The organism is Mycobacterium sp. SMC-8 (assembly GCF_025263565.1).
Classification (GTDB): Bacteria; Actinomycetota; Actinomycetes; order Mycobacteriales; family Mycobacteriaceae; genus Mycobacterium.
Window position 1 is genome coordinate 2,813,823 of record NZ_CP079865.1, and the last position, 17,654, is coordinate 2,831,476.

Sequence of the window (17,654 nt, forward strand, 5' to 3'; positions counted from 1 at the left end):
GTCCCTTCATGACGATTGCACGACGCGCCGTGAGCGGCGGGCCCAGACGAGTGCTCCGCGATCGCCGCGAAGCGGGGCAGGTGTTGGCCGGTCTGCTCGGCGGATATCGCGGCCGAGAGAACGTCGTGGTCCTCGGGTTGGCCCGGGGCGGCATCCCGGTGGCTTGGGAGGTGGCCGCGGCGCTCGGCGCACCGCTGGATGCGTTCATCGTGCGCAAGCTCGGCGCGCCCGGCCACGACGAGTTCGCGATGGGCGCGCTCGCCAGCGGCGGCAGGGTGGTCGTCAACGACGACGTGGTGCGCGCGTTGCGGGTGTCGCCCCAGCAGCTGCGGGACGTGGCCGAGCGGGAGGGCCGGGAACTGCTCCGTCGTGAGGCGGCCTACCGCGGCGGACGGCCGCCGCTCGAATTGGCCGGTAAGACAGTGATTCTCGTCGACGACGGGGTCGCAACCGGGGCGAGCATGTTGGCCGCTGTGCAGGCGCTGCGCGAGATGGACCCGGCCGAGATCGTCATCGCGGTGCCGGCGGCCCCGGAATCCACGTGCCGCGAGTTCACCGGCCTCGTCGACGACGTGGTGTGCGCCTCTATGCCGACGCCGTTTCTCGCAGTGGGGGAGTCGTTCTGGGACTTCCGGCAGGTCAGTGACGACGAAGTGCGCGAACTTCTCCAGACCCCGACCGTCGGGACGGGCACGGCGCGGATCCGGCTGGCCGAGACTCCCGCCGAGATCGTCGGCCGCTGCGCCGTGAACGCCCCCGCGGGTGTGCCGCCGCGGGAGGCGCTCGACGAGCTGATCGGTGACGCGCGCGTCGTGCTGATCGGCGAGAGTTCCCACGGCACAAGCGAGTTCTACGACGCCCGCGCCGAGATCACCAAGTGGTTGATCGAGGAGAAGGGTTTCTGCGCGGTGGCCGCCGAGGCCGACTGGCCCGACGCCTACCGGGTGAACCGCTATGTGCGCGGGCAAGGCGGTGACGGCTCGGCCGAAGAGGCGTTGAGCGGCTTCGAGCGTTTCCCGGCGTGGATGTGGCGCAACACCGTGGTGCGGGATTTCGTCGGATGGCTGCGGGCAAGCAATGCCGAGCGCCGCGCGCACGGCAACCGGGAGGCGGGCTTCTACGGACTGGACCTCTACAGCCTGCACCGGTCCATGCGCGAGGTCGTCCACTTCCTGGACAACGTCGATCCTGCTGCGGCGCAGCGGGCACGCGAGCACTACTCCTGCTTCGACTACACTTCGGCCGACGACGGTCAGGCCTACGGTTTTGCCGCCGCGTTCGGTGCCGGTCTGTCCTGCGAACGCCAAGCGGTCGAACAGCTCGTCGAACTGCACCGCAACGCCCTGGAGTATGCGCGCCGCGACGGGATGCTCGCCGAGGACGAACTCTTCTACGCCCAGCAGAACGCGCAGACGGTCCGTGACGCGGAGATGTACTACCGGGCGATGTTCGGTGGCCGGGTCACGTCATGGAATCTTCGCGACCGGCACATGGCCACGACACTGGAGGCGCTGCTCCGCCACCTGGACCGGCATCTGGAACAGCGCGGCGGTACCGAACCGGCGCGGCTCGTGGTGTGGGCGCACAACTCTCACGTCGGCGATGCCCGGGCCACCGAGGTCGGTGCCGACGGCCAGCTGACTCTCGGGCAGCTGGCACGCGAGAGCCTCGGCGAACAGGCCCGCCTGATCGGCTTCACCACCTACGCTGGCACCGTCACAGCGGCGAGCGAGTGGGGTGGGGTCGCCGAGCGCAAGGTGGTCCGCCCGGCGCTGAACGGCAGTGTGGAAGAGCTGTTCCACGAGGTCGACCGTCCCGAGTACCTGGTGTCGCCCCTGATCAGCCGCGCCGCCGCCGAACCGTTGGACGACGTCCGGCTCGGGCGCGCCATCGGGGTGATCTACCTGCCCGCCACCGAGCGGCAGAGCCACTACTATCACGTCCGGCCCGGCGAACAGTACGACGGGATCATCCACATCGACAAGACCACCGCGCTGGAGCCGCTGGAGGTCACCAGCGTCTGGGTGGCCGGCGAGACTCCCGAGACCTACCCCACCGGTCTATGAGCGGCTCGGCGATCGTCACGTTGACGATGAACACCGCGCTCGATGTCACCGCCGAGGCCGACGAAGTCGTTCCGACCGAGAAGATCCGTTGCCGCGCAGAGAGATACGACGCGGGCGGCGGCGGGGTCAACGTGGCCCGCTTCGCCCACGCACTCGGTGCGTCGGTGTCGGCGGTGTTCACCGCCGGTGGCTCCACCGGTGCGCGGGTCATCGATCTGGTGCACGCCTCCGGCGTACCGGAGGACCCGGTGCTCATCGACGGTGCGACGCGGGAGAGCTTTACCGTCAACGAGCGGGTCAGCGGCAAGCAGTACCGCTTCATTCTCCCCGGGCCCGTCCTGAGTGCAGGTGAACAGGCGCGGTGCCTCGAGGCGCTTCGGCGCTCCGCGAGGTCCGCGCAGATCGTCGTCGCCAGCGGCAGCCTGCCACCGGGGGTGCCGCCCGATTTTTACCGGCGGGTCGCCGACGTCTGCACGGCTACAGGCGTTTTGCTGATTCTGGACACGTCCGGGAGCGGGCTGAGCCATGTCACGTCCGGAGTCCACCTGCTCAAGCCCAGCGTCCGTGAGCTCCGCGAGTGTGTCGGCAGAGCGCTGGCAACGGAACCGGAGCAAGTCGCCGCCGCCCGCGAACTCATCGACCGCGGCGTGACGAAAGCGGTGGTGGTGTCGTTGGGTTCGCAGGGCGCGCTGCTGGTCACATCCACTGATGGCGAACGGTTTCCGGCGCTGCCGGTCACGTCGGTCAGTGGTGTGGGCGCGGGCGACGCCATGGTCGCCGGCATCACCGTCGGCCTCGTCCGCCGGTGGCCGCTGGAGCGGGCGGTGCGGTTCGGGATGGCGGCGGCCACGGCGAAGCTGCAGACCCCGGGCACCTCGGTGTTCCACCGCGACGACGCCGAGCGGTATTTCCGGGCGCAACTATCACATTCGGATGCCTGACACGGGGATTCGGACCGATGTTGCACGTTTCGTCCGCACGGATGGCACCATGGTGGCGTGACCCGCAAGGGCAAGCCGGCCGCCGAAACCGGCGCGCGTCCGCTCCGCGACACGCTGTCTCAGCTTAGGCTTCGCGAACTTCTCAACGAAGTGCAGGACCGTGTCGAGCAGATCGTCGAAGGGCGCGACAGGCTCGACGGGCTGCTGGACGCCATGCTGGTGGTGACGTCGGGGCTGGAACTCGACGAAACATTGCGCACAATCGTACGAACCGCGATCGACTTGGTCGACGCCCGCTACGGCGCGCTCGGGGTGCGCGGACACGACCACGAGCTGGTCGAGTTCATCTACCAGGGCATCGACGAGGCCACCAGGGAGAAGATCGGGCACCTCCCCGAGGGACGCGGCGTGCTGGGTGTGCTGATCGACGATCCGAAGCCGATCAGGCTCGACAGCATCTCGAAGCATTCGGCCTCGGTCGGGTTCCCCGAACACCATCCACCGATGCGGACGTTTCTGGGCGTACCAGTGCGTATCCGCAACGAGGTGTTCGGCAATCTCTACCTGACGGAGAAAGCGGGCGGGCAGCCGTTCAGCGAGGACGACGAGGTCCTGGTCCAGGCGCTGGCGGCCGCGGCGGGCATCGCCATCGAGAACGCCCGGCTCTACGAACACTCCAAGATCCGGCAGTCCTGGATCGAGGCCACCCGCGACATCGCCACCGAGATGCTCTCCGGGGTCGATCCCGCGAAGGTCTTCCGGCTGGTCGCCGACGAATCGCGGCACCTCAGCGGAGCGCAGACCACCTGGGTCGCGGTGCGTCCCGACCTCGATGACCTGGAAGGCCCGGTCGACGAGCTGGTGGTGGCGGCGACCGCCGGTGACAGCCCGGTGAGCACCTCGACCGCGATCCCCATCGCGGACAGCCCGGTCGGGGACGTCTTCGCGACCGGGACGCCGCGCCGCTTCGACGAGCTGGACTTTCAGCACTCGGGGCCCGGACCCGCGCTGGTGCTGCCGCTGCGGACAGCCGAGACGGTCGCCGGCGTGTTGGTGGCGGTGCGGCCCCAGCCGGCGCCGCCGTTCAACGGCGACGATCTCGACATGATGGCGGCGTTCGTCGACCAGGCGGCTCTGGCCTGGCAACTGGCAAGCACGCAGCGGCAGTTGCGCGAACTCGACGTGCTCAGCGACCGCGACCGCATTGCCCGCGATCTGCACGATCACGTGATCCAGCGCTTGTTCGCCGTCGGACTGGCGCTGCAGGGCACGATTCCGCGGGCCCGCGCCGCCGACGTCCAGGAACGACTCACCGAGTGCGTCGACGACCTGCAGCAGGTAATCCAGGAGATCCGCACCGCGATCTTCGATCTGCATGGCGGTCAGGGCGGCAGCACCCGGTTGCGGCAACGGCTCGACGAGGCCGTCGCCCAGTTCACCACCCCCACGTTGCACACCACGGTGCAGTACAAAGGACCGCTGTCCGTGGTCGACGGGGTGCTTGCCGACCACGCCGAAGCCGTTCTCCGCGAAGCCGTCAGCAACGCGGTCCGCCACGCCGCGGCCACCACGCTCGACGTCAGCGTCACCGCCTCGGACCAGCTGTGCATCGAGGTCGTCGACAACGGCCGGGGGATCCCCGCGGACATCACCGGAAGCGGGTTGAACAATCTGCAGCAGCGGGCGGTCGAGGCCGACGGCACATTCACCGTCGACCCGGTGCCCTCCGGTGGCACCCGGCTGCGGTGGTGTGCGCCGCTGCGGTGAATCACCCCTTCGCGCACGCTTTTTGGTGCGTCATCGTGGCAGTGCTGCCTGCCATAATCGAAGGTATGTTCGAGGGTGTCGAGCCGCGGGAGCTTATCGAGGCGATGGGTTCGGCGGCGCGTGCCGAGTCGGCGGCGATCGCGCAGCGGCTCGAAGCTGTGGCTGTGTTGTTCCACTGTCGCCAGCGTGATTACGCCGATGCCGGCTTTCATCACACCGACGTGTATGAGGCGGTGGCGGCTGAGGTGTCGGCCGCGCAGAACATCAGCCGGTCTCGGTCCAGGAACCAGGTGCAGATGGCGGTGTCGTTGTACACCCGGTTGCCCAAGGTCGCCGAAGCGTTCGCCCGTGGCGATGTCGATTTCCGCATGGTGCAGACGGTGCTGACCCGCACCGAGAACGTTGAGGACGACGTGATCGGCGCTCTCGATGCAGCCATCGCTGCGAGGTTGTCGCGGTGGATGCGGTTGTCCAAGAACAAGCTTCGGGACCGGGTGGATCTGTATGTGGCCGATTTCGATCCGGCTGCGGTGCGGGTGCCGCCGGTGGCCAAGGACAACCGCTACTTTGATGTGACACCGGATGTGCCGGGGATGGCCTTTGCCGGGGGAGTGCTCAATGCCCGCGATGCCGCGGCGCTGGATCAGCGTCTGGAGGCCATCGCTGCCACGGTGTGCGGTAATGACCCGCGCTCGCACAACAATCTGCGGGCCGACGCGGCGGGGGCGTTGGGGCGGGGGGAGTCGAGCCTGATTTGTGAGTGCGGCGCCGCAGATTGCGCGGCGGGGGTGCTGCGGGAGTCCGCGGCGCAGGTGGTCATCCACATCCTTGCCGAGCAGGCCACGGTGGACGGGAACGGCGATAGGGCGGGATACCTGTCGGGGTTCGGGGTGCTGCCGGCCGAGGAGGTTCGTGCCGCGGCCAAGACGGCGAAGCTCACGCCGGTGCGATTGCCTGCCGCCGCACCGGAGAAGGGGTATCGGCCCTCGGCCGGGTTGAAGGATTTCCTGCAGTGGCGGGATTTGACCTGCCGGTTCCCGGGTTGCGACGCCCCGGTGGAGCGCTGCGATGTCGACCATACGACGCGGTGGCCGTTCGGGGTCACGCATGCCTCAGGGCTCAAGCATTACTGCCGTACCCATCACGTGATCAAGACGTTCCTCACCGGGGTGTACGGCTGGCGTGACGAGCAGCGCCGCGACGGCACGGTCGTGCTGACCGCACCGACCGGGCATGTCTATGTCACCGAACCGCTTGGCGGACTGTTGTTTCCGACCTTGGCGACACCGTCGGCGGCCCTGCCCGATGTTGACGTGCCCGCGGAGGCGCCGGACAAGGCGGCGATGATGCCGCGACGGACCAGAACCCGCGAGCAGGAACGGCAGGCCCGCATCGCCCGTGAACGCCGACAGCGTATCGAGATCAACGCCGAACGTGAACGCCAGCATCAGGCCTGGCTCGCCGCCACCTACGAACCGCCGCCGTTCTGAGTATCACCGTTCACCGGGTCAGCCCGCGCCCTTGCCGGGACTTTCGGCCCCCGCAATGAGGGCCGGGTGCCCTAGCCAACGGCACCTCCGTCCGCGATCATCGGCGCATCGGAAGGGAGGCCGCATGAAGGCGAAAGCAGGCGACTGGCTGGTGATCAAGGGTCTGACGGTCGACCGGCCCGAACACCGAGGCCTGATCACCGATGTGCGCTCGGGTGACGGCTCACCGCCCTACGTCGTGCGATGGCTGGACTCCGAGCACGAATGCCTGGTGTTCCCGGGACCGGACGCCGTCGTCGTCACCGACGACCAACAGCATGAGGCCGACGAGAGAGCGCAGCGCCGGTTCGGGGCGGTCCGGTCCGAGATTCACCGCGCCGGGCCGCATTAGCGGGTGCGCACCATGGCGGCCCGGTCGCGGCGGCGCCGGCCCGAGCAGGTGCGGCGGCGTGACGGGACCCTCGTACCGTTCGACATCGGGCGCATCGAGGCCGCCGTGTCCTTCGCCGCCCGTGAGGTGGGCTGTGAGGACCCGGACCTGCCGGCTACCGTGGCGGCGGCTGTGGCCGATGCGTTGGGTTCTGGGATTGCGGCGGTCGAGACGATCCAGGACCAAGTGGAGGCGCGGCTCGGGGAAGCGGGGCTGGACGACGTGGCGCGCGCCTACATCATCTACCGGCAGCGTCACGCCGAACTCCGCTCCGCCAAGGCGCTTCTGGGGGTACGCGACGAACTCAAACTCAGTCTGGCCGCGGTGACCGTGCTGCGCGAACGGTACCTGCGCCGCGATGAGCACGGCCATCCGACCGAGTCGACGGGCGAGATGATGGATCGTGCCGCCCGCGCCGTCGCTGCAGCCGAGGACGCGTACCAGCCCCGGTCGTCGGCGCGGTGGGCCGAGCGGTTCGCATTCTCGATGCGACGGCTGGAGTTCCTGCCGAACTCGCCCACGCTGATGAACGCCGGCACCGAGCTCGGTCTGCTGTCGGGTTGTGTGGTCCTGCCAGTCGAGGATTCGCTGCGGTCGATCTTCACCGCACTGGGACACGCTGCGGAGATTCAGCGGTGCGGCGGCGGCACCGGGTTCGCGTTCAGTCGGGTGCGGCCGGCCGGCGACCGGGTCGCCAGCACCGGCGGATGTGCCAGCGGTCCGATGTCGTTTCTGGGATTGTTCGACACCGCCGCAAAGGTCGTCGCGATGGGCGGCCGGCGGCGCGGAGCCTGCATGGGCGTGCTCGACGTGTCCCATCCCGACATCCGTGCCTTCGTCACCGCGAAAGCCGAGTCGCCGCAGCAGTTGTCGCAGTTCAACCTGTCGGTGGGGGTCAGCGACGCGTTCATGCGGGAGGTGCAACGCGGCGGTGTGCACCGGCTCGTGCATCCCGGCACGGGACGCACGGCCGCGACGGTCTCCGCGGCCGAGCTGTTCGACGCCATCTGCGAGGCCGCGCACGCCTGCGGCGACCCCGGCCTGCTGTTCCTCGATGCGATCAACCGCGCCAATACGGTTCCCCGTCTGGGCCGTATCGAGGCGACTAATCCGTGCGGGGAGGTGCCGCTGCTGCCGAACGAGTCGTGCAATCTCGGCTCGATCAACCTGGCGCGCATGGTCCTCGACGACGGGGTCGACTGGGAGCGGCTGCGTGAGGTCACCGGGCTGGCGGTGCGGTTCCTCGATGACGTCATCGACGTCAGCCGCTACCCGTTCGAGGAGCTCGGCGTGGCCACCCGGGCTACCCGCAAGATCGGTCTGGGCGTGATGGGGCTCGCCGAAATGCTTGCCACCCTTGGAGTTCCCTATGACAGTGAGGAAGCGGTGCGACTGGCCGGCCAGGTCATGGGCCGTATCCAGCGGACCGCGCACGAGTCCTCACGACGGCTCGCACAAGAGCGCGGACCATTCCCCGCCTTCGCGGAAAGCAGGCTCGCCCGTCACCGGCCCCGCCGCAACGCCCAGCTGACCTCGGTGGCGCCCACCGGGACCATCTCGTTGATCGCAGGTACCACCGCCGGCATCGAACCGATGTTCGCGATCGCCTACACCCGCGCCGTCGTAGGCAGGCACCTGCTGGAGGTCAACCCGTGTTTCGACCGGCTGGCACGCCGCGGGGGCTTCTACACCGAGCAGCTGGCCGCCGAGATCGCCCAGCGCGGAGGCGTCCGCGGTTACCGGCAGCTGCCCGCAGATGTGCGCGCCGCGTTTCCGGTCGCCGGCGAGATCGCCCCGGTCTGGCATCTGGGGATGCAGGCCGCGGTGCAGCGGCATGTCGACGCCGCCGTCTCCAAGACGGTGAACCTGCCCGCGGACGCCTCGGTCGCCGATGTCCGCGCGACCTACTTGGCAGCGTGGCAGGCCAAGGTCAAGGGAATCACCGTGTACCGCTACGGAAGTCGACGGGGCCAGGTGCTCTCCTATGCCGCGCCGCAACCGGCCCTGGCGCAGGCCGACCTAGAGTTCAGCGGAGGGTGCGTCGGCCGGTCCTGCGAGATGTGATCCGGCCGCTCACCGGTGGCCGAGATGCCGGACGAACCAGTCGCGTGCCAGCTCGGCCGCCTGATCGAGGGTTCCCGGCTCTTCGAACAGATGCGTCGCGCCGGGCACCACCGCGATCGTGCACGGAGCCGACATCGATTGCTGGGCCTGGCGGTTGAGCTCCAGCACGGTCTCGTCACGCCCGCCGACGATCAACAGGGTCGGTGCGGTGACGTCGGCCAGGCGGGCTCCGGCCAAATCAGGCCGGCCGCCGCGGGAGACCACAGCGGCGACGTCGACCCGCTCGTCGGCCGCGGCGGTCGACGCGGCACCCGCACCGGTGCTGGCTCCGAAGTAGCCGACCGGCAGCGAGGCCAGGTCCGGCCGGCTCTTCACCCAGTCGGTGACGTCGACGAGCCGGCCGGCCAGCAACCCGATGTCGAACACGTTGGCGCGGTTGGCTTCCTCGGCAGGCGTGAGCAGGTCGAACAACAAGGTCGCCAACCCCGCGTCGTTGAGCACCTTCGCCACGTACCGGTTGCGGACGCTGTGTCGGCTGCTGCCGCTGCCGTGCGCGAAAACGACCACCCCCCAAGCGTTGTCCGGGACGGTGAGCTGACCGTCCAGTTCCGCTGCCTCGGTCGACACCCGGACCGGAGTGTCCAGGCCGCCGTGGTTGTTGGCCGGCTCGACCGACGTGTGGGTGATGGATGAGTGTGCACCGTCAGTCATGACGACCCCTCCGATCCGGCCAGATCGGGCTGAAGGCGAAGCTTGCGTTCCACCACCGAACGGGCCACGCTCGCCAACTGCAGATCATGGCGGTAGGCGTGTGCCCGCAGCCGTACCAGCGCGTCGAGGACCGAGACGCCCAGTTGCACCGACACCATGCCGGCCGCCTGGTGCACCTCGGCACGCCACAGTGCCGGTGTCTGGCCGTTCGTCGTCGCGCCGTTCGTGGATTCGACCCCGACGCGCTGGTCGAGCACCAGCAATAGCGCGGTGTCGGCGTAGATCAGAGCGTCGACCAGGTCGTCCCGGCCGAGGTCACGTGGAGCGTCGCTGTAGAGATTCAGCGCGCCGACGTGGATTGCGCCGAGGGCGAGGGGAAAGCTGTGTACCGCCCGCACACCCAGCGGCGCGACCTGGCCGGTGAAAGCGGGCCAACGGCGCTGGACGACCGACGAGGTCAGGTCGTCGATCAGAACCGGCTGCCCGGTGGCCGACGCGTCGATCCCCGGTCCCTCGCCGACCGTCGCCTGCACGTCGTCGGCCTGCCCGGCATGGTCACCGATGCAGTAGAAGGGCTCCAGCGTGTCCGGTCCCGCGGCGAGCATCAGGCCGGCGCCGTCGACGGTCAGCGCTTCCACGCATTCCACACATGCGTGCGTCGGCGACAGTGGTGTCTTCTCCCGCATCGCCCGGAGCGCGACGGCGGTCCAGATGCGGGCGGCCCGGTTGCCGTCCACCGCTACCCGTCCCGGAGGTGGCGCCGGCGTACGGACGCGGGCATGGTCACGCTCAATGGCTGGGGATCGCCTGTTGCGCACAGATTGCCTTGACGAACTGCGCGACAGCATATTCGGGCAGATGGCGGGCGATGTCGGCTTCGGAGACGATACCCACAAGGCGGTGATCGTCGATCACGGGCAGCCTGCGAATCTGGTGCTCCTCCATAAGGGCGAGCATCTCCTGGACACCGGCGTCGGCCCCGACGTGATAGACCGTGCCCTGGGCGAGCTCACCGACGGTGACGGCGGCGGGGTCGTGGCCTTCGGCGACACATTTGATGACTATGTCGCGGTCGGTGATGATGCCGTGCAGACGGTCGTCGTCACCGCATACGGGTAGCGCTCCGACACCCATCTCGGCCATCCGGCGCGCGGCAGCGGCCAGGGTGTCGTGCTCACCCGCGCATGTCACCCCGGCGTGCATGATCTCTCGGGCGGTGGTCATGGTGTTCTCCTCCCTGTCGGACGCCCGGGCATTCGCGTGGGCCCTGTACTGAGTTTGAGACCGACAGGGGGCCCGACCCAGAGGTCTTTTGGCACCAGATTCGCGACCAATGACCCCATTGGGGGCCCCACCGCGGATCTACGGTCACGACATCAGCACGTCCGGAGGGAGCCGACATGTCTGAACCAGGGGGGTCGCACGGCGTCGTCGTCGGGGTGGACGGGTCGCCGTCATCGCTCTCGGCGGTCCGATGGGCGGCCGGCGAAGCCCGGCTACGCCACGTGCCGCTGACTGTCATCCACGTCGATGAGGTCGCCGAGACCGCCAACGGGGACACGGTTTTGGCCGAGGCGACGGTCGTCGGACGTGAAGCCTCCGATGGCGAGGGTCCCGGTGTCGAGAGCCGGCGATTGACGGGCAAGCCGGTGCCCGAGCTCGTCGAAGCGTCGCGGGAGGCCCAGCTGACGGTGGTCGGCAGCCGCGGCCGCTCCGGACGGCTGGCAGGCTCGGTGGGACTCGGTCTGCTGCACCACGCCAGGAACCCCGTCGCGATCGTCCACGACGACGTCGCACCCCGGCAGGGGCCGGGGCGCAGGCCGATCCTGGTTGGGATCGACGGTTCGAACACATCGCTGTCGGCGGCGGCGTTCGCCTTCGACGAAGCTTCCCGGCGGTCGGCAGATCTGCTGGCGCTGCACGTGTGCAAGGACTCCGACGCCCCGGGTGCCCACCGCCGGCAGATCACGATGGCCGAACAGGAAGCCGAGGATTTCCTGCGCGAAACCCTTCAGGACTTGCAGCAGAAGTACCCGGAGGTGGCCATGCATCCGCTGGTGCGCTTCGAGAATCCCGCCCAACAGCTGCTGGTCCAGTCCGAGCGGTCGCAGCTCGTCGTGGTGGGCAGTCACGGCCGGGGCGCCGTCGCCGGCACGTTGCTGGGCTCGGTCAGCGCCGCGGTGGCCGCAGGTTCGCGCGTCCCGGTGATCGTCGTTCGGCGGACGTAGCCTCCGCAGTCGCCGTGCTACGGGGTCGCGCCATCCGCGGTCGCACTCGCTTCATCGGACTGTCCTCCTGCCCATGTGGCGCTAGGGCATTCGAGCAACCCGGAGCAGCTCACCCCACGCATCGTCGATTACAGCGCCGACGTGGTCGACGGCGGCGCCGCATCGGAGAGTGTGCGGAGTCGGTCACATGTCATGATCTGCCTCTCCGTCGGGCGCCAAGGTGAACTTGACGAAGCGCTCGATTCCGAACCGGTCGAAGGTGCGCCGGCGTCCGGCCGACAGCTCGGCAGCTGCGGTCGACGCGTCGATGATCCGCGGGGCGACTACCGGATACGAGCGGCCGCCGACGGTGATCGTCGCCTTCCCCGCGGCCTGGGTATTGCGCAGCCAGTCGACGTCGGTGCCGTAGGGCAGCGGTGTGATGAATCCATCTGTCGCGCGGTCGGCGACGACGGGCGTGGTACGGACCCGCCCTGTGGTGCGCCCGGTGTGCTGGATCGTCGCGGCGTACCAGTGCTTTCGGCCGGCCAACAGGAGCATCACCGGGTTGAGGACGTGCTTGTTGAACGTCCGCACCGCGTCCCTGGCGGAGCGGGTGGATTGCATGCGCATACTTGATGCTCACCGAGGGGGATGCCGGCCGGGCAGGGTAAGGCGGACCCGCTTTGAGGGACCAAAGGCACCTGTTCGGCAATGGTGACTTTCGTCTCTATTGCGGCGCGGTGTGCTCGGAAAACGATGAGAGCGATCCACCTTGGAAGGGAGCGCCCATGCCCGCGACGTCGACCGACCAACTCGCCCTGACGCAGCGTCAACTCGACGATGTCGCATGGCAGTTTCTCCGCTCCGAGTTCACCGGCGACATCTATGCGCACTGGCCCATCGACCGCAGACTCGACGTCTTTTTGCTGCACCGCGGATTTCGGAAGCTGCACGACAACGGCTCGGCCTGCGACGCGCTGCTGGAACGTGTGATGGCCAACCTCGGCACCGCGGTGCGAATCGGTGTGCTGCGACCGCCGAGCGCCGGTGCAGCGTCATGACCGTCATCCACAGATCGCCCGAAGACTGGCGCGTCATCCCGAATTTCGTTGATTACGAAAGCACCTGCGCGGACTTCGACTGGGACGCTGCCCCCGATGTGTGTGACGGTATGGGCCCCGGTCTGTGCAACATCGCCTACGCCGCGGTGGACCGCCACACCGGCGTTCCGGCGCAAGCACGGACCGCGCTGCGGTTCGTGTCGGAGGCCGGCTGGCACGGCGGCCTGAGTGTTCGCGACCTCAGCTACGCCGAACTGGGAACCCTCACCGGCAAATTCACCAACGTGCTGCGGTCGCTCGGTGTCAACAAGGGCGGGCGGGTGTTCACCCTGCTGGGCCGGTGCCCGGAACTGTACGTCACGATCCTTGGGGCGCTGCGTAACGGCAGCGTGGTGTCGCCGCTGTTCTCCGCGTTCGGTCCCGAGCCGGTCGCGACCCGGCTCAGTATCGGCGAGGCGGAGGTGCTGGTCACCACCAAGGCGCTGTACCGCAAGAAGATCGCGGGTATCCGGGACACGTTGCCCTCACTGAGGCACGTCTTCGTGATCGACGACCACGGCAGCGAGGATGCCGGGCCCCAGACGATGGGATTCTGGCGGTGGATGGACGCGGCCTCCGACGATGCACCGATCGAGCCGACGACGCCTGACGACCCTGCGCTGCTGCACTTCACGAGTGGCACCACCGGGACGCCGAAGGGGGCGCTGCACGTCCACGGCGCGGTCACCATGCACTACCTCACCGGGCTCTACGCACTCGACCTCCACGACGGCGACATCTACTGGTGCACCGCCGATCCCGGCTGGGTCACCGGAATGTCCTACGGGGTGATCGCGCCGTTGCTGCACGGGGTCACGTCGATCGTCGACGAAGGCGACTTCGACGCACAGCGGTGGTACCGCATCCTGGAGAGCCAGGGTGTCTCGGTGTGGTACACCGCCCCGACCGCCATCCGGATGCTCATCAAAGCCGGGGCGGAGCTCGCAGCGGACTACCGGTTCCCACAGCTGCGGTTCGTCGCCAGCGTCGGCGAACCACTCAACGCCGAAGCCGTCTGGTGGGGGAAACGCGTACTGGGACTGCCGATTCACGACAACTGGTGGCAGACCGAGACCGGCGGCATCATGATCGCCAACACGCCCGCGTTCGACATCAAACCGGGTTCGATGGGGCGGCCCCTGCCCGGGGTGGAGGCCTCGATCGTCCATCGACGCGACGACGGGTCCATCGAGGTGGTCGAGGAACCCGGAGTGGAAGGCGAACTCGCACTGAAGCCCGATGAGCGGTACCGCAACACGTTCGCCGGCGGACTGTACCTGACCGGGGACATGGCCAAGCGTGACCGTGACGGCTACTTCTGGTTCGTGGGGCGCGCCGACGACGTCATCAAGTCCGCAGGGCACCTGATCGGCCCTTCGAGGTCGAGAACGCGCTCACCGACCATCCCGCCATCGCCGAAGCGGCCGTCATCGGACTGCCGGACCCCCCACCGTCGGCGAGGTGGTGAAGGCTTTCGTCACGCTGGGGGACGGATTTCACGCCGACGAGGACCTACGCCGCGAGTTACTGGCGCACGCCAGGAAGAAGCTGGGTGCGGCCGTGGCGCCCAAGACGATCGAGTTCGCCGACTCGCTGCCGCACACCCGCAGCGGAAAGATCATGCGCCGCCTGCTGAAAGCGCGCGAACTCGGACTTCCCGAAGGCGACACCTCCACCATCGAGGCCACCGCCGGGGTGGGCGCGACCACGGTGACGCGGTGATGGACCGCGACGACGCGCGCGCCCTTCTGTCGGACATGGTGCGGGTCCGGCGGATGGAGGAGAAGTGCGCAGAGCTATACAGCGCGAGCAAAATTCGTGGCTTCCTGCACCTCTACGTCGGTGAGGAGGCGGTGGCGGCGGGCTCACTGCGGGCGTTGGACGCCGACGACGCCGTGGTAGCCACGTATCGCGAACATGCCCACGCGCTGCTGCGCGGCGTCCCGATGACGTCGATCATGGCCGAGATGTTCGGCAAAGAGCAGGGCTGCTCGCGAGGTCGTGGCGGGTCGATGCACCTCTTCGACGCCGGCAGGCGGTTCTACGGCGGCAACGCCGTCGTCGCGGGTGGGCTACCGCTGGCGGTCGGGCTCGCCCTGGCCGACGCCTACCAGGGCCGAAACCGGCTCACGGCATGCTATTTCGGTGAGGGTGCGATCGCTGAGGGCGCCTTCCACGAGTCCCTGAACATGGCGGTGCTGTGGCATCTGCCCGTGTTGTTCTGCTGCGAGAACAACCTCTACGCGATGGGGACCGCGCTGCGCCGCGAACTGTCGCAGACCGACCTGACCGTGAAGGCGGCCGCCTACAACGTGCCCACTCTGGCCGCCGACGGGATGGACGTCACCGCCTGCCGCTCCGCCGCGCAGGAGGGCGTCGAGCACATCCGCCGCAGCGGTGGGCCGTTCTTCGTGGAGTTTCGCACCTACCGGTTCCGGCCCCACTCGATGTTCGACCGGGAACTGTACCGGGACAAGGCCGAGGTGGAGCAGTGGCGGCAGCGCGACCCGATCCAGATGTTCACCGACCGCTGCGCCGACGAAGGGCTGCTGAGCCCCGACGACGTCGCCGCGATCGAAGACGACGTCGACCTGGAGATCCGGGACGCGGTGGCGTTCGCCGAGGCCGGAACCTGGGAGGACGTCGCGGATCTCGAGCGCGATCTGATGACGCCGACGCCGGGAGGCCAGCGATGAAGACCAGCTACCGCACCGCCGTGCACGACGCGCTGCGCGACGCACTGCGTGACGACCCGCGGGTCCTTGTGATGGGAGAGGACGTCGGCCGCTACGGCGGAACGTACGCCGCGTCCAAGGGTCTGCTCGAGGAATTCGGATCCGACCGGGTGCGTGACACGCCGCTGTCGGAACTGGGCTTCGTCGGCATCGGAATCGGCGCCGCGCTGGGGGGATTGCGCCCGATCGTCGAAGTCATGACGGTCAATTTCAGCCTGCTCGCGCTGGATCAGATCGTCAACACCGCGGCCGCGCTGCGCCACATGTCCGGCGGGCAGTTCTCGGTGCCGCTGGTGGTCAGGATGGCGACCGGCGCGGGCCGCCAGCTCGCTGCCCAGCACTCGCACAGCCTGGAGGGCTGGTATGCCCACATCCCGGGTATCACCGTGGTCGCCCCGGCCACCGTCGAGGACGCCTACGGCATGCTGTCGGCGGCCCTGCAGGACCCCGACCCGGTGATCATGTTCGAGCATGTCCAGCTGTACAACACCTCGGCGGACGTGGAATCCCTAGGCCCGACGGACATCGCCCGCGCCGCGGTGCGCCGGGAAGGCTCGGACGTCTCGCTGATCACCTACGGCGGATCACTGCCTAAGGTGCTCGACGCTGCCGACGAGCTGTCGCTGGCCGGAATCGACTGCGAGGTCGTCGATCTGCGGGTGCTGCGCCCACTGGACACGGAGACCTTCATCGCCTCGGTGCGCAAGACACATCGCGCCGTGGTCGTCGGCGAAGCCTGGCGGACAGGCAGCCTGGCCGGCGAGATCAGCGCCCAGATCACCGAGAACGCTTTCTACGATCTCGACGCGCCCGTCGTCTGGGTGTGCAGCGTCGAGGTGCCGGTGCCCTACGCGCGCCATCTGGAAGAGGCGGTGTTGCCGCAGCGGGACGCGATCGTCGCACAGGTGCGCGAGATGTTCGGAGGCCAACGGTGATCGAGTTCGCGATGCCGGCACTCGGCGCCGACATGGACGAAGGCACACTCAACGAATGGCTGGTCAAGCCCGGTGACACGGTCAGTCGCGGGCAGGTCGTCGCGGTGGTCGAGACCACGAAGGCCGCGGTGGAGGTGGAGTGCTGGCACGACGGCATCGTGCACGAACTGCTGGTGCCCATCGGGCAGACGGTGTCGGTGGGCACCCCGATGGCCACCCTGCTCGCCCCCGGCGAAATCGCCGGTCCTCCAGCCCCACCCGCGACCCAGCCCGTCGCCGAACCCGCCGCCGTGCCTGATGGGCGGCCCGCCGCCGTCCCGGCCGCGCACCGCCGCTGGTTTCACCCGCCGCGCGCCGGCTGGCCGCCTCGATGCACGTCGATCTCGACGCTGTCACCGGGACCGGGCCGCAGGGTGCGGTGACCATCGCCGACGTCGAACACGCCGCCGCCTCGGCCGAGCAGGTAACGGTCGTCTCCGCGCAGCCGGTCGTCTCCGCCCAGCCGGTCAAACCGGCTTCCGCCGCCGAGAGCCGCGCGAGCGCGATGCGGAAGTCGATCGCGGCGGCGATGGGCCGCTCCAAGCGCGAGATCCCTCATTACTACCTCTCCCATCAGATCCTGATGGACCCGGCCCTGCAGTGGCTGGCCGACCGCAACGCCCAACGTTCCATCGCCGACCGGGTGCTGCCGGCGGTGCTGCAGATCAAGGCGGTAGCTCTTGCCGCACAACGGTTCCCGGAACTGAACGGATTCTGGCACGACGACGGCTACGCCCCGGCGGACAGTGTGCACGTCGGCGTCGCCATCTCGCTGCGCGGCGGCGGTCTGGTCGCGCCCGCGATCCACGACGTGGCCGGCAAGAAGCTCGACGAGGTGATGTCCGACCTCATCGACCTGGTGGCCCGGGCCCGGGCCGGCTCGCTGCGCAGCTCCGAGATGTCGGCCCCCACGATCACCGTCACCAACCTCGGGGATCAGGGTGTCGACGAGGTCTTCGGGATCATCTACCCGCCCCAGGTGGTGCTCGTCGGATTCGGGAAGCCGGCGCAGCGGGTGTGTGCCGTGGACGGCGGAATCCGCATCGCCACAGCGGTCCACGCGACACTCTCCGCGGACCACCGCGCCAGCGACGGTCACCGCGGTGCACTATTCCTCGCCGCGATCGACCAACTCCTCCAACAACCCGAACAACTCGAGAAGTGAC

13 protein-coding genes and 3 pseudogenes are annotated in these 17,654 nt (G+C 68.7%); 12 read left to right on the forward strand and 4 right to left on the reverse strand.

The window, feature by feature from the left end; genetic code table 11:
• Positions 1 to 8 precede the first annotated feature (8 nt).
• The 6 genes from KXD97_RS13715 to KXD97_RS13740 all read left to right on the forward strand — a co-directional run bounded on the left by KXD97_RS13715 (position 9) and on the right by KXD97_RS13740 (position 8,758).
• A complete protein-coding gene (locus KXD97_RS13715; RefSeq protein ID WP_260757375.1) occupies positions 9 to 2,066 on the forward strand; it encodes an erythromycin esterase family protein in 2,058 nt (685 codons plus the stop codon).
• A complete protein-coding gene (locus KXD97_RS13720; RefSeq protein WP_260757376.1) occupies positions 2,063 to 3,007 on the forward strand; it encodes a 1-phosphofructokinase family hexose kinase in 945 nt (314 codons plus the stop codon). The genes KXD97_RS13715 and KXD97_RS13720 overlap by 4 nt, the downstream gene beginning before the upstream one ends.
• A gap of 57 nt (positions 3,008 to 3,064) precedes the next feature.
• Positions 3,065 to 4,774 (forward strand): GAF domain-containing sensor histidine kinase, encoded by a 1,710-nt coding sequence (locus KXD97_RS13725; protein ID WP_260757377.1) that lies wholly within the window; start codon positions 3,065 to 3,067, stop codon positions 4,772 to 4,774.
• Between the two features lie 65 nt (positions 4,775 to 4,839).
• On the forward strand, positions 4,840 to 6,264 hold the full coding sequence (locus tag KXD97_RS13730) for an HNH endonuclease signature motif containing protein (protein WP_260757378.1): 1,425 nt from the start codon (positions 4,840 to 4,842) through the stop codon (positions 6,262 to 6,264).
• Positions 6,265 to 6,388: 124 nt separating this feature from the next.
• Entirely contained in the window at positions 6,389 to 6,655 is a 267-nt protein-coding gene (locus KXD97_RS13735) for a DUF1918 domain-containing protein (RefSeq protein WP_260757381.1), read from the forward strand.
• Between the two features lie 12 nt (positions 6,656 to 6,667).
• Positions 6,668 to 8,758 carry an adenosylcobalamin-dependent ribonucleoside-diphosphate reductase gene (locus tag KXD97_RS13740; RefSeq protein ID WP_260757382.1) on the forward strand — a complete coding sequence of 697 codons (2,091 nt, stop codon included), beginning with the start codon at positions 6,668 to 6,670 and terminating at the stop codon, positions 8,756 to 8,758.
• A gap of 9 nt (positions 8,759 to 8,767) precedes the next feature.
• On the opposite strand, the pseudogene KXD97_RS13745 reads toward KXD97_RS13740, so the two are convergent.
• The 3 genes and pseudogenes from KXD97_RS13745 to KXD97_RS13755 form a co-directional block, all read right to left on the reverse strand.
• A pseudogene (locus KXD97_RS13745) lies at positions 8,768 to 9,358 on the reverse strand (dienelactone hydrolase family protein); the annotation flags it as partial.
• Between the two features lie 107 nt (positions 9,359 to 9,465).
• Positions 9,466 to 10,206, reverse strand: a complete 741-nt coding sequence (locus KXD97_RS13750; RefSeq protein ID WP_260757383.1) for a GAF and ANTAR domain-containing protein — start codon at positions 10,204 to 10,206, stop codon at positions 9,466 to 9,468.
• 52 nt (positions 10,207 to 10,258) lie between these two features.
• Entirely contained in the window at positions 10,259 to 10,693 is a 435-nt protein-coding gene (locus KXD97_RS13755) for a CBS domain-containing protein (RefSeq protein ID WP_260757385.1), read from the reverse strand.
• A 176-nt stretch (positions 10,694 to 10,869) separates the two neighbouring features.
• On the opposite strand from KXD97_RS13755, the gene KXD97_RS13760 reads away from it, so the two are divergent.
• Positions 10,870 to 11,697, forward strand: coding sequence for a universal stress protein (locus KXD97_RS13760; RefSeq protein ID WP_260757386.1), 828 nt, complete (start codon positions 10,870 to 10,872; stop codon positions 11,695 to 11,697).
• Between the two features lie 183 nt (positions 11,698 to 11,880).
• Here the strand turns inward: KXD97_RS13760 and KXD97_RS13765 are convergent, their stop codons facing one another.
• On the reverse strand, positions 11,881 to 12,309 hold the full coding sequence (locus KXD97_RS13765) for a nitroreductase/quinone reductase family protein (RefSeq protein WP_260757388.1): 429 nt from the start codon (positions 12,307 to 12,309) through the stop codon (positions 11,881 to 11,883).
• A gap of 158 nt (positions 12,310 to 12,467) precedes the next feature.
• Between KXD97_RS13765 and KXD97_RS13770 the strand changes: the two genes are divergently transcribed.
• The 5 genes and pseudogenes from KXD97_RS13770 (at position 12,468) to KXD97_RS13790 (ending at position 17,653) form a co-directional block, all read left to right on the forward strand.
• Positions 12,468 to 12,740: a hypothetical protein gene (locus KXD97_RS13770; protein WP_260757390.1), complete on the forward strand. Its 273-nt coding sequence runs from the start codon at positions 12,468 to 12,470 to the stop codon at positions 12,738 to 12,740.
• A pseudogene (gene acsA, locus KXD97_RS13775) lies at positions 12,737 to 14,501 on the forward strand (acetate--CoA ligase). Before KXD97_RS13770 ends, acsA begins: the two are co-directional and overlap by 4 nt.
• Positions 14,501 to 15,475, forward strand: a complete 975-nt coding sequence (gene pdhA, locus KXD97_RS13780) for a pyruvate dehydrogenase (acetyl-transferring) E1 component subunit alpha (protein ID WP_260757393.1) — start codon at positions 14,501 to 14,503, stop codon at positions 15,473 to 15,475. The pseudogene acsA and the gene pdhA overlap by 1 nt, the downstream one beginning before the upstream one ends.
• Positions 15,472 to 16,449 (forward strand): alpha-ketoacid dehydrogenase subunit beta, encoded by a 978-nt coding sequence (locus KXD97_RS13785; protein WP_260757395.1) that lies wholly within the window; start codon positions 15,472 to 15,474, stop codon positions 16,447 to 16,449. The genes pdhA and KXD97_RS13785 overlap by 4 nt, the downstream gene beginning before the upstream one ends.
• Positions 16,446 to 17,653, forward strand: a pseudogene (locus KXD97_RS13790) (dihydrolipoamide acetyltransferase family protein). The gene KXD97_RS13785 and the pseudogene KXD97_RS13790 overlap by 4 nt, the downstream one beginning before the upstream one ends.
• The last annotated feature ends 1 nt before the right edge of the window (position 17,654 follow it).

Excerpts from the sequence above, each read along its gene's own strand:
- KXD97_RS13730 (WP_260757378.1), top strand. The coding sequence starts at position 4,840 with ATGTTCGAGGGTGTCGAGCCGCGGGAGCTTATCGAGGCGATGGGTTCG.
- KXD97_RS13715 (WP_260757375.1), top strand. The coding sequence starts at position 9 with ATGACGATTGCACGACGCGCCGTGAGCGGCGGGCCCAGACGAGTGCTC.
- pdhA (WP_260757393.1), top strand. The coding sequence starts at position 14,501 with ATGGACCGCGACGACGCGCGCGCCCTTCTGTCGGACATGGTGCGGGTC.
- KXD97_RS13770 (WP_260757390.1), top strand. The coding sequence starts at position 12,468 with ATGCCCGCGACGTCGACCGACCAACTCGCCCTGACGCAGCGTCAACTC.
- KXD97_RS13755 (WP_260757385.1), bottom strand. The coding sequence starts at position 10,693 with ATGACCACCGCCCGAGAGATCATGCACGCCGGGGTGACATGCGCGGGT.
- KXD97_RS13785 (WP_260757395.1), top strand. The coding sequence starts at position 15,472 with ATGAAGACCAGCTACCGCACCGCCGTGCACGACGCGCTGCGCGACGCA.
- KXD97_RS13735 (WP_260757381.1), top strand. The coding sequence starts at position 6,389 with ATGAAGGCGAAAGCAGGCGACTGGCTGGTGATCAAGGGTCTGACGGTC.
- KXD97_RS13765 (WP_260757388.1), bottom strand. The coding sequence starts at position 12,309 with ATGCGCATGCAATCCACCCGCTCCGCCAGGGACGCGGTGCGGACGTTC.
- KXD97_RS13760 (WP_260757386.1), top strand. The coding sequence starts at position 10,870 with ATGTCTGAACCAGGGGGGTCGCACGGCGTCGTCGTCGGGGTGGACGGG.
- KXD97_RS13720 (WP_260757376.1), top strand. The coding sequence starts at position 2,063 with ATGAGCGGCTCGGCGATCGTCACGTTGACGATGAACACCGCGCTCGAT.
- KXD97_RS13740 (WP_260757382.1), top strand. The coding sequence starts at position 6,668 with ATGGCGGCCCGGTCGCGGCGGCGCCGGCCCGAGCAGGTGCGGCGGCGT.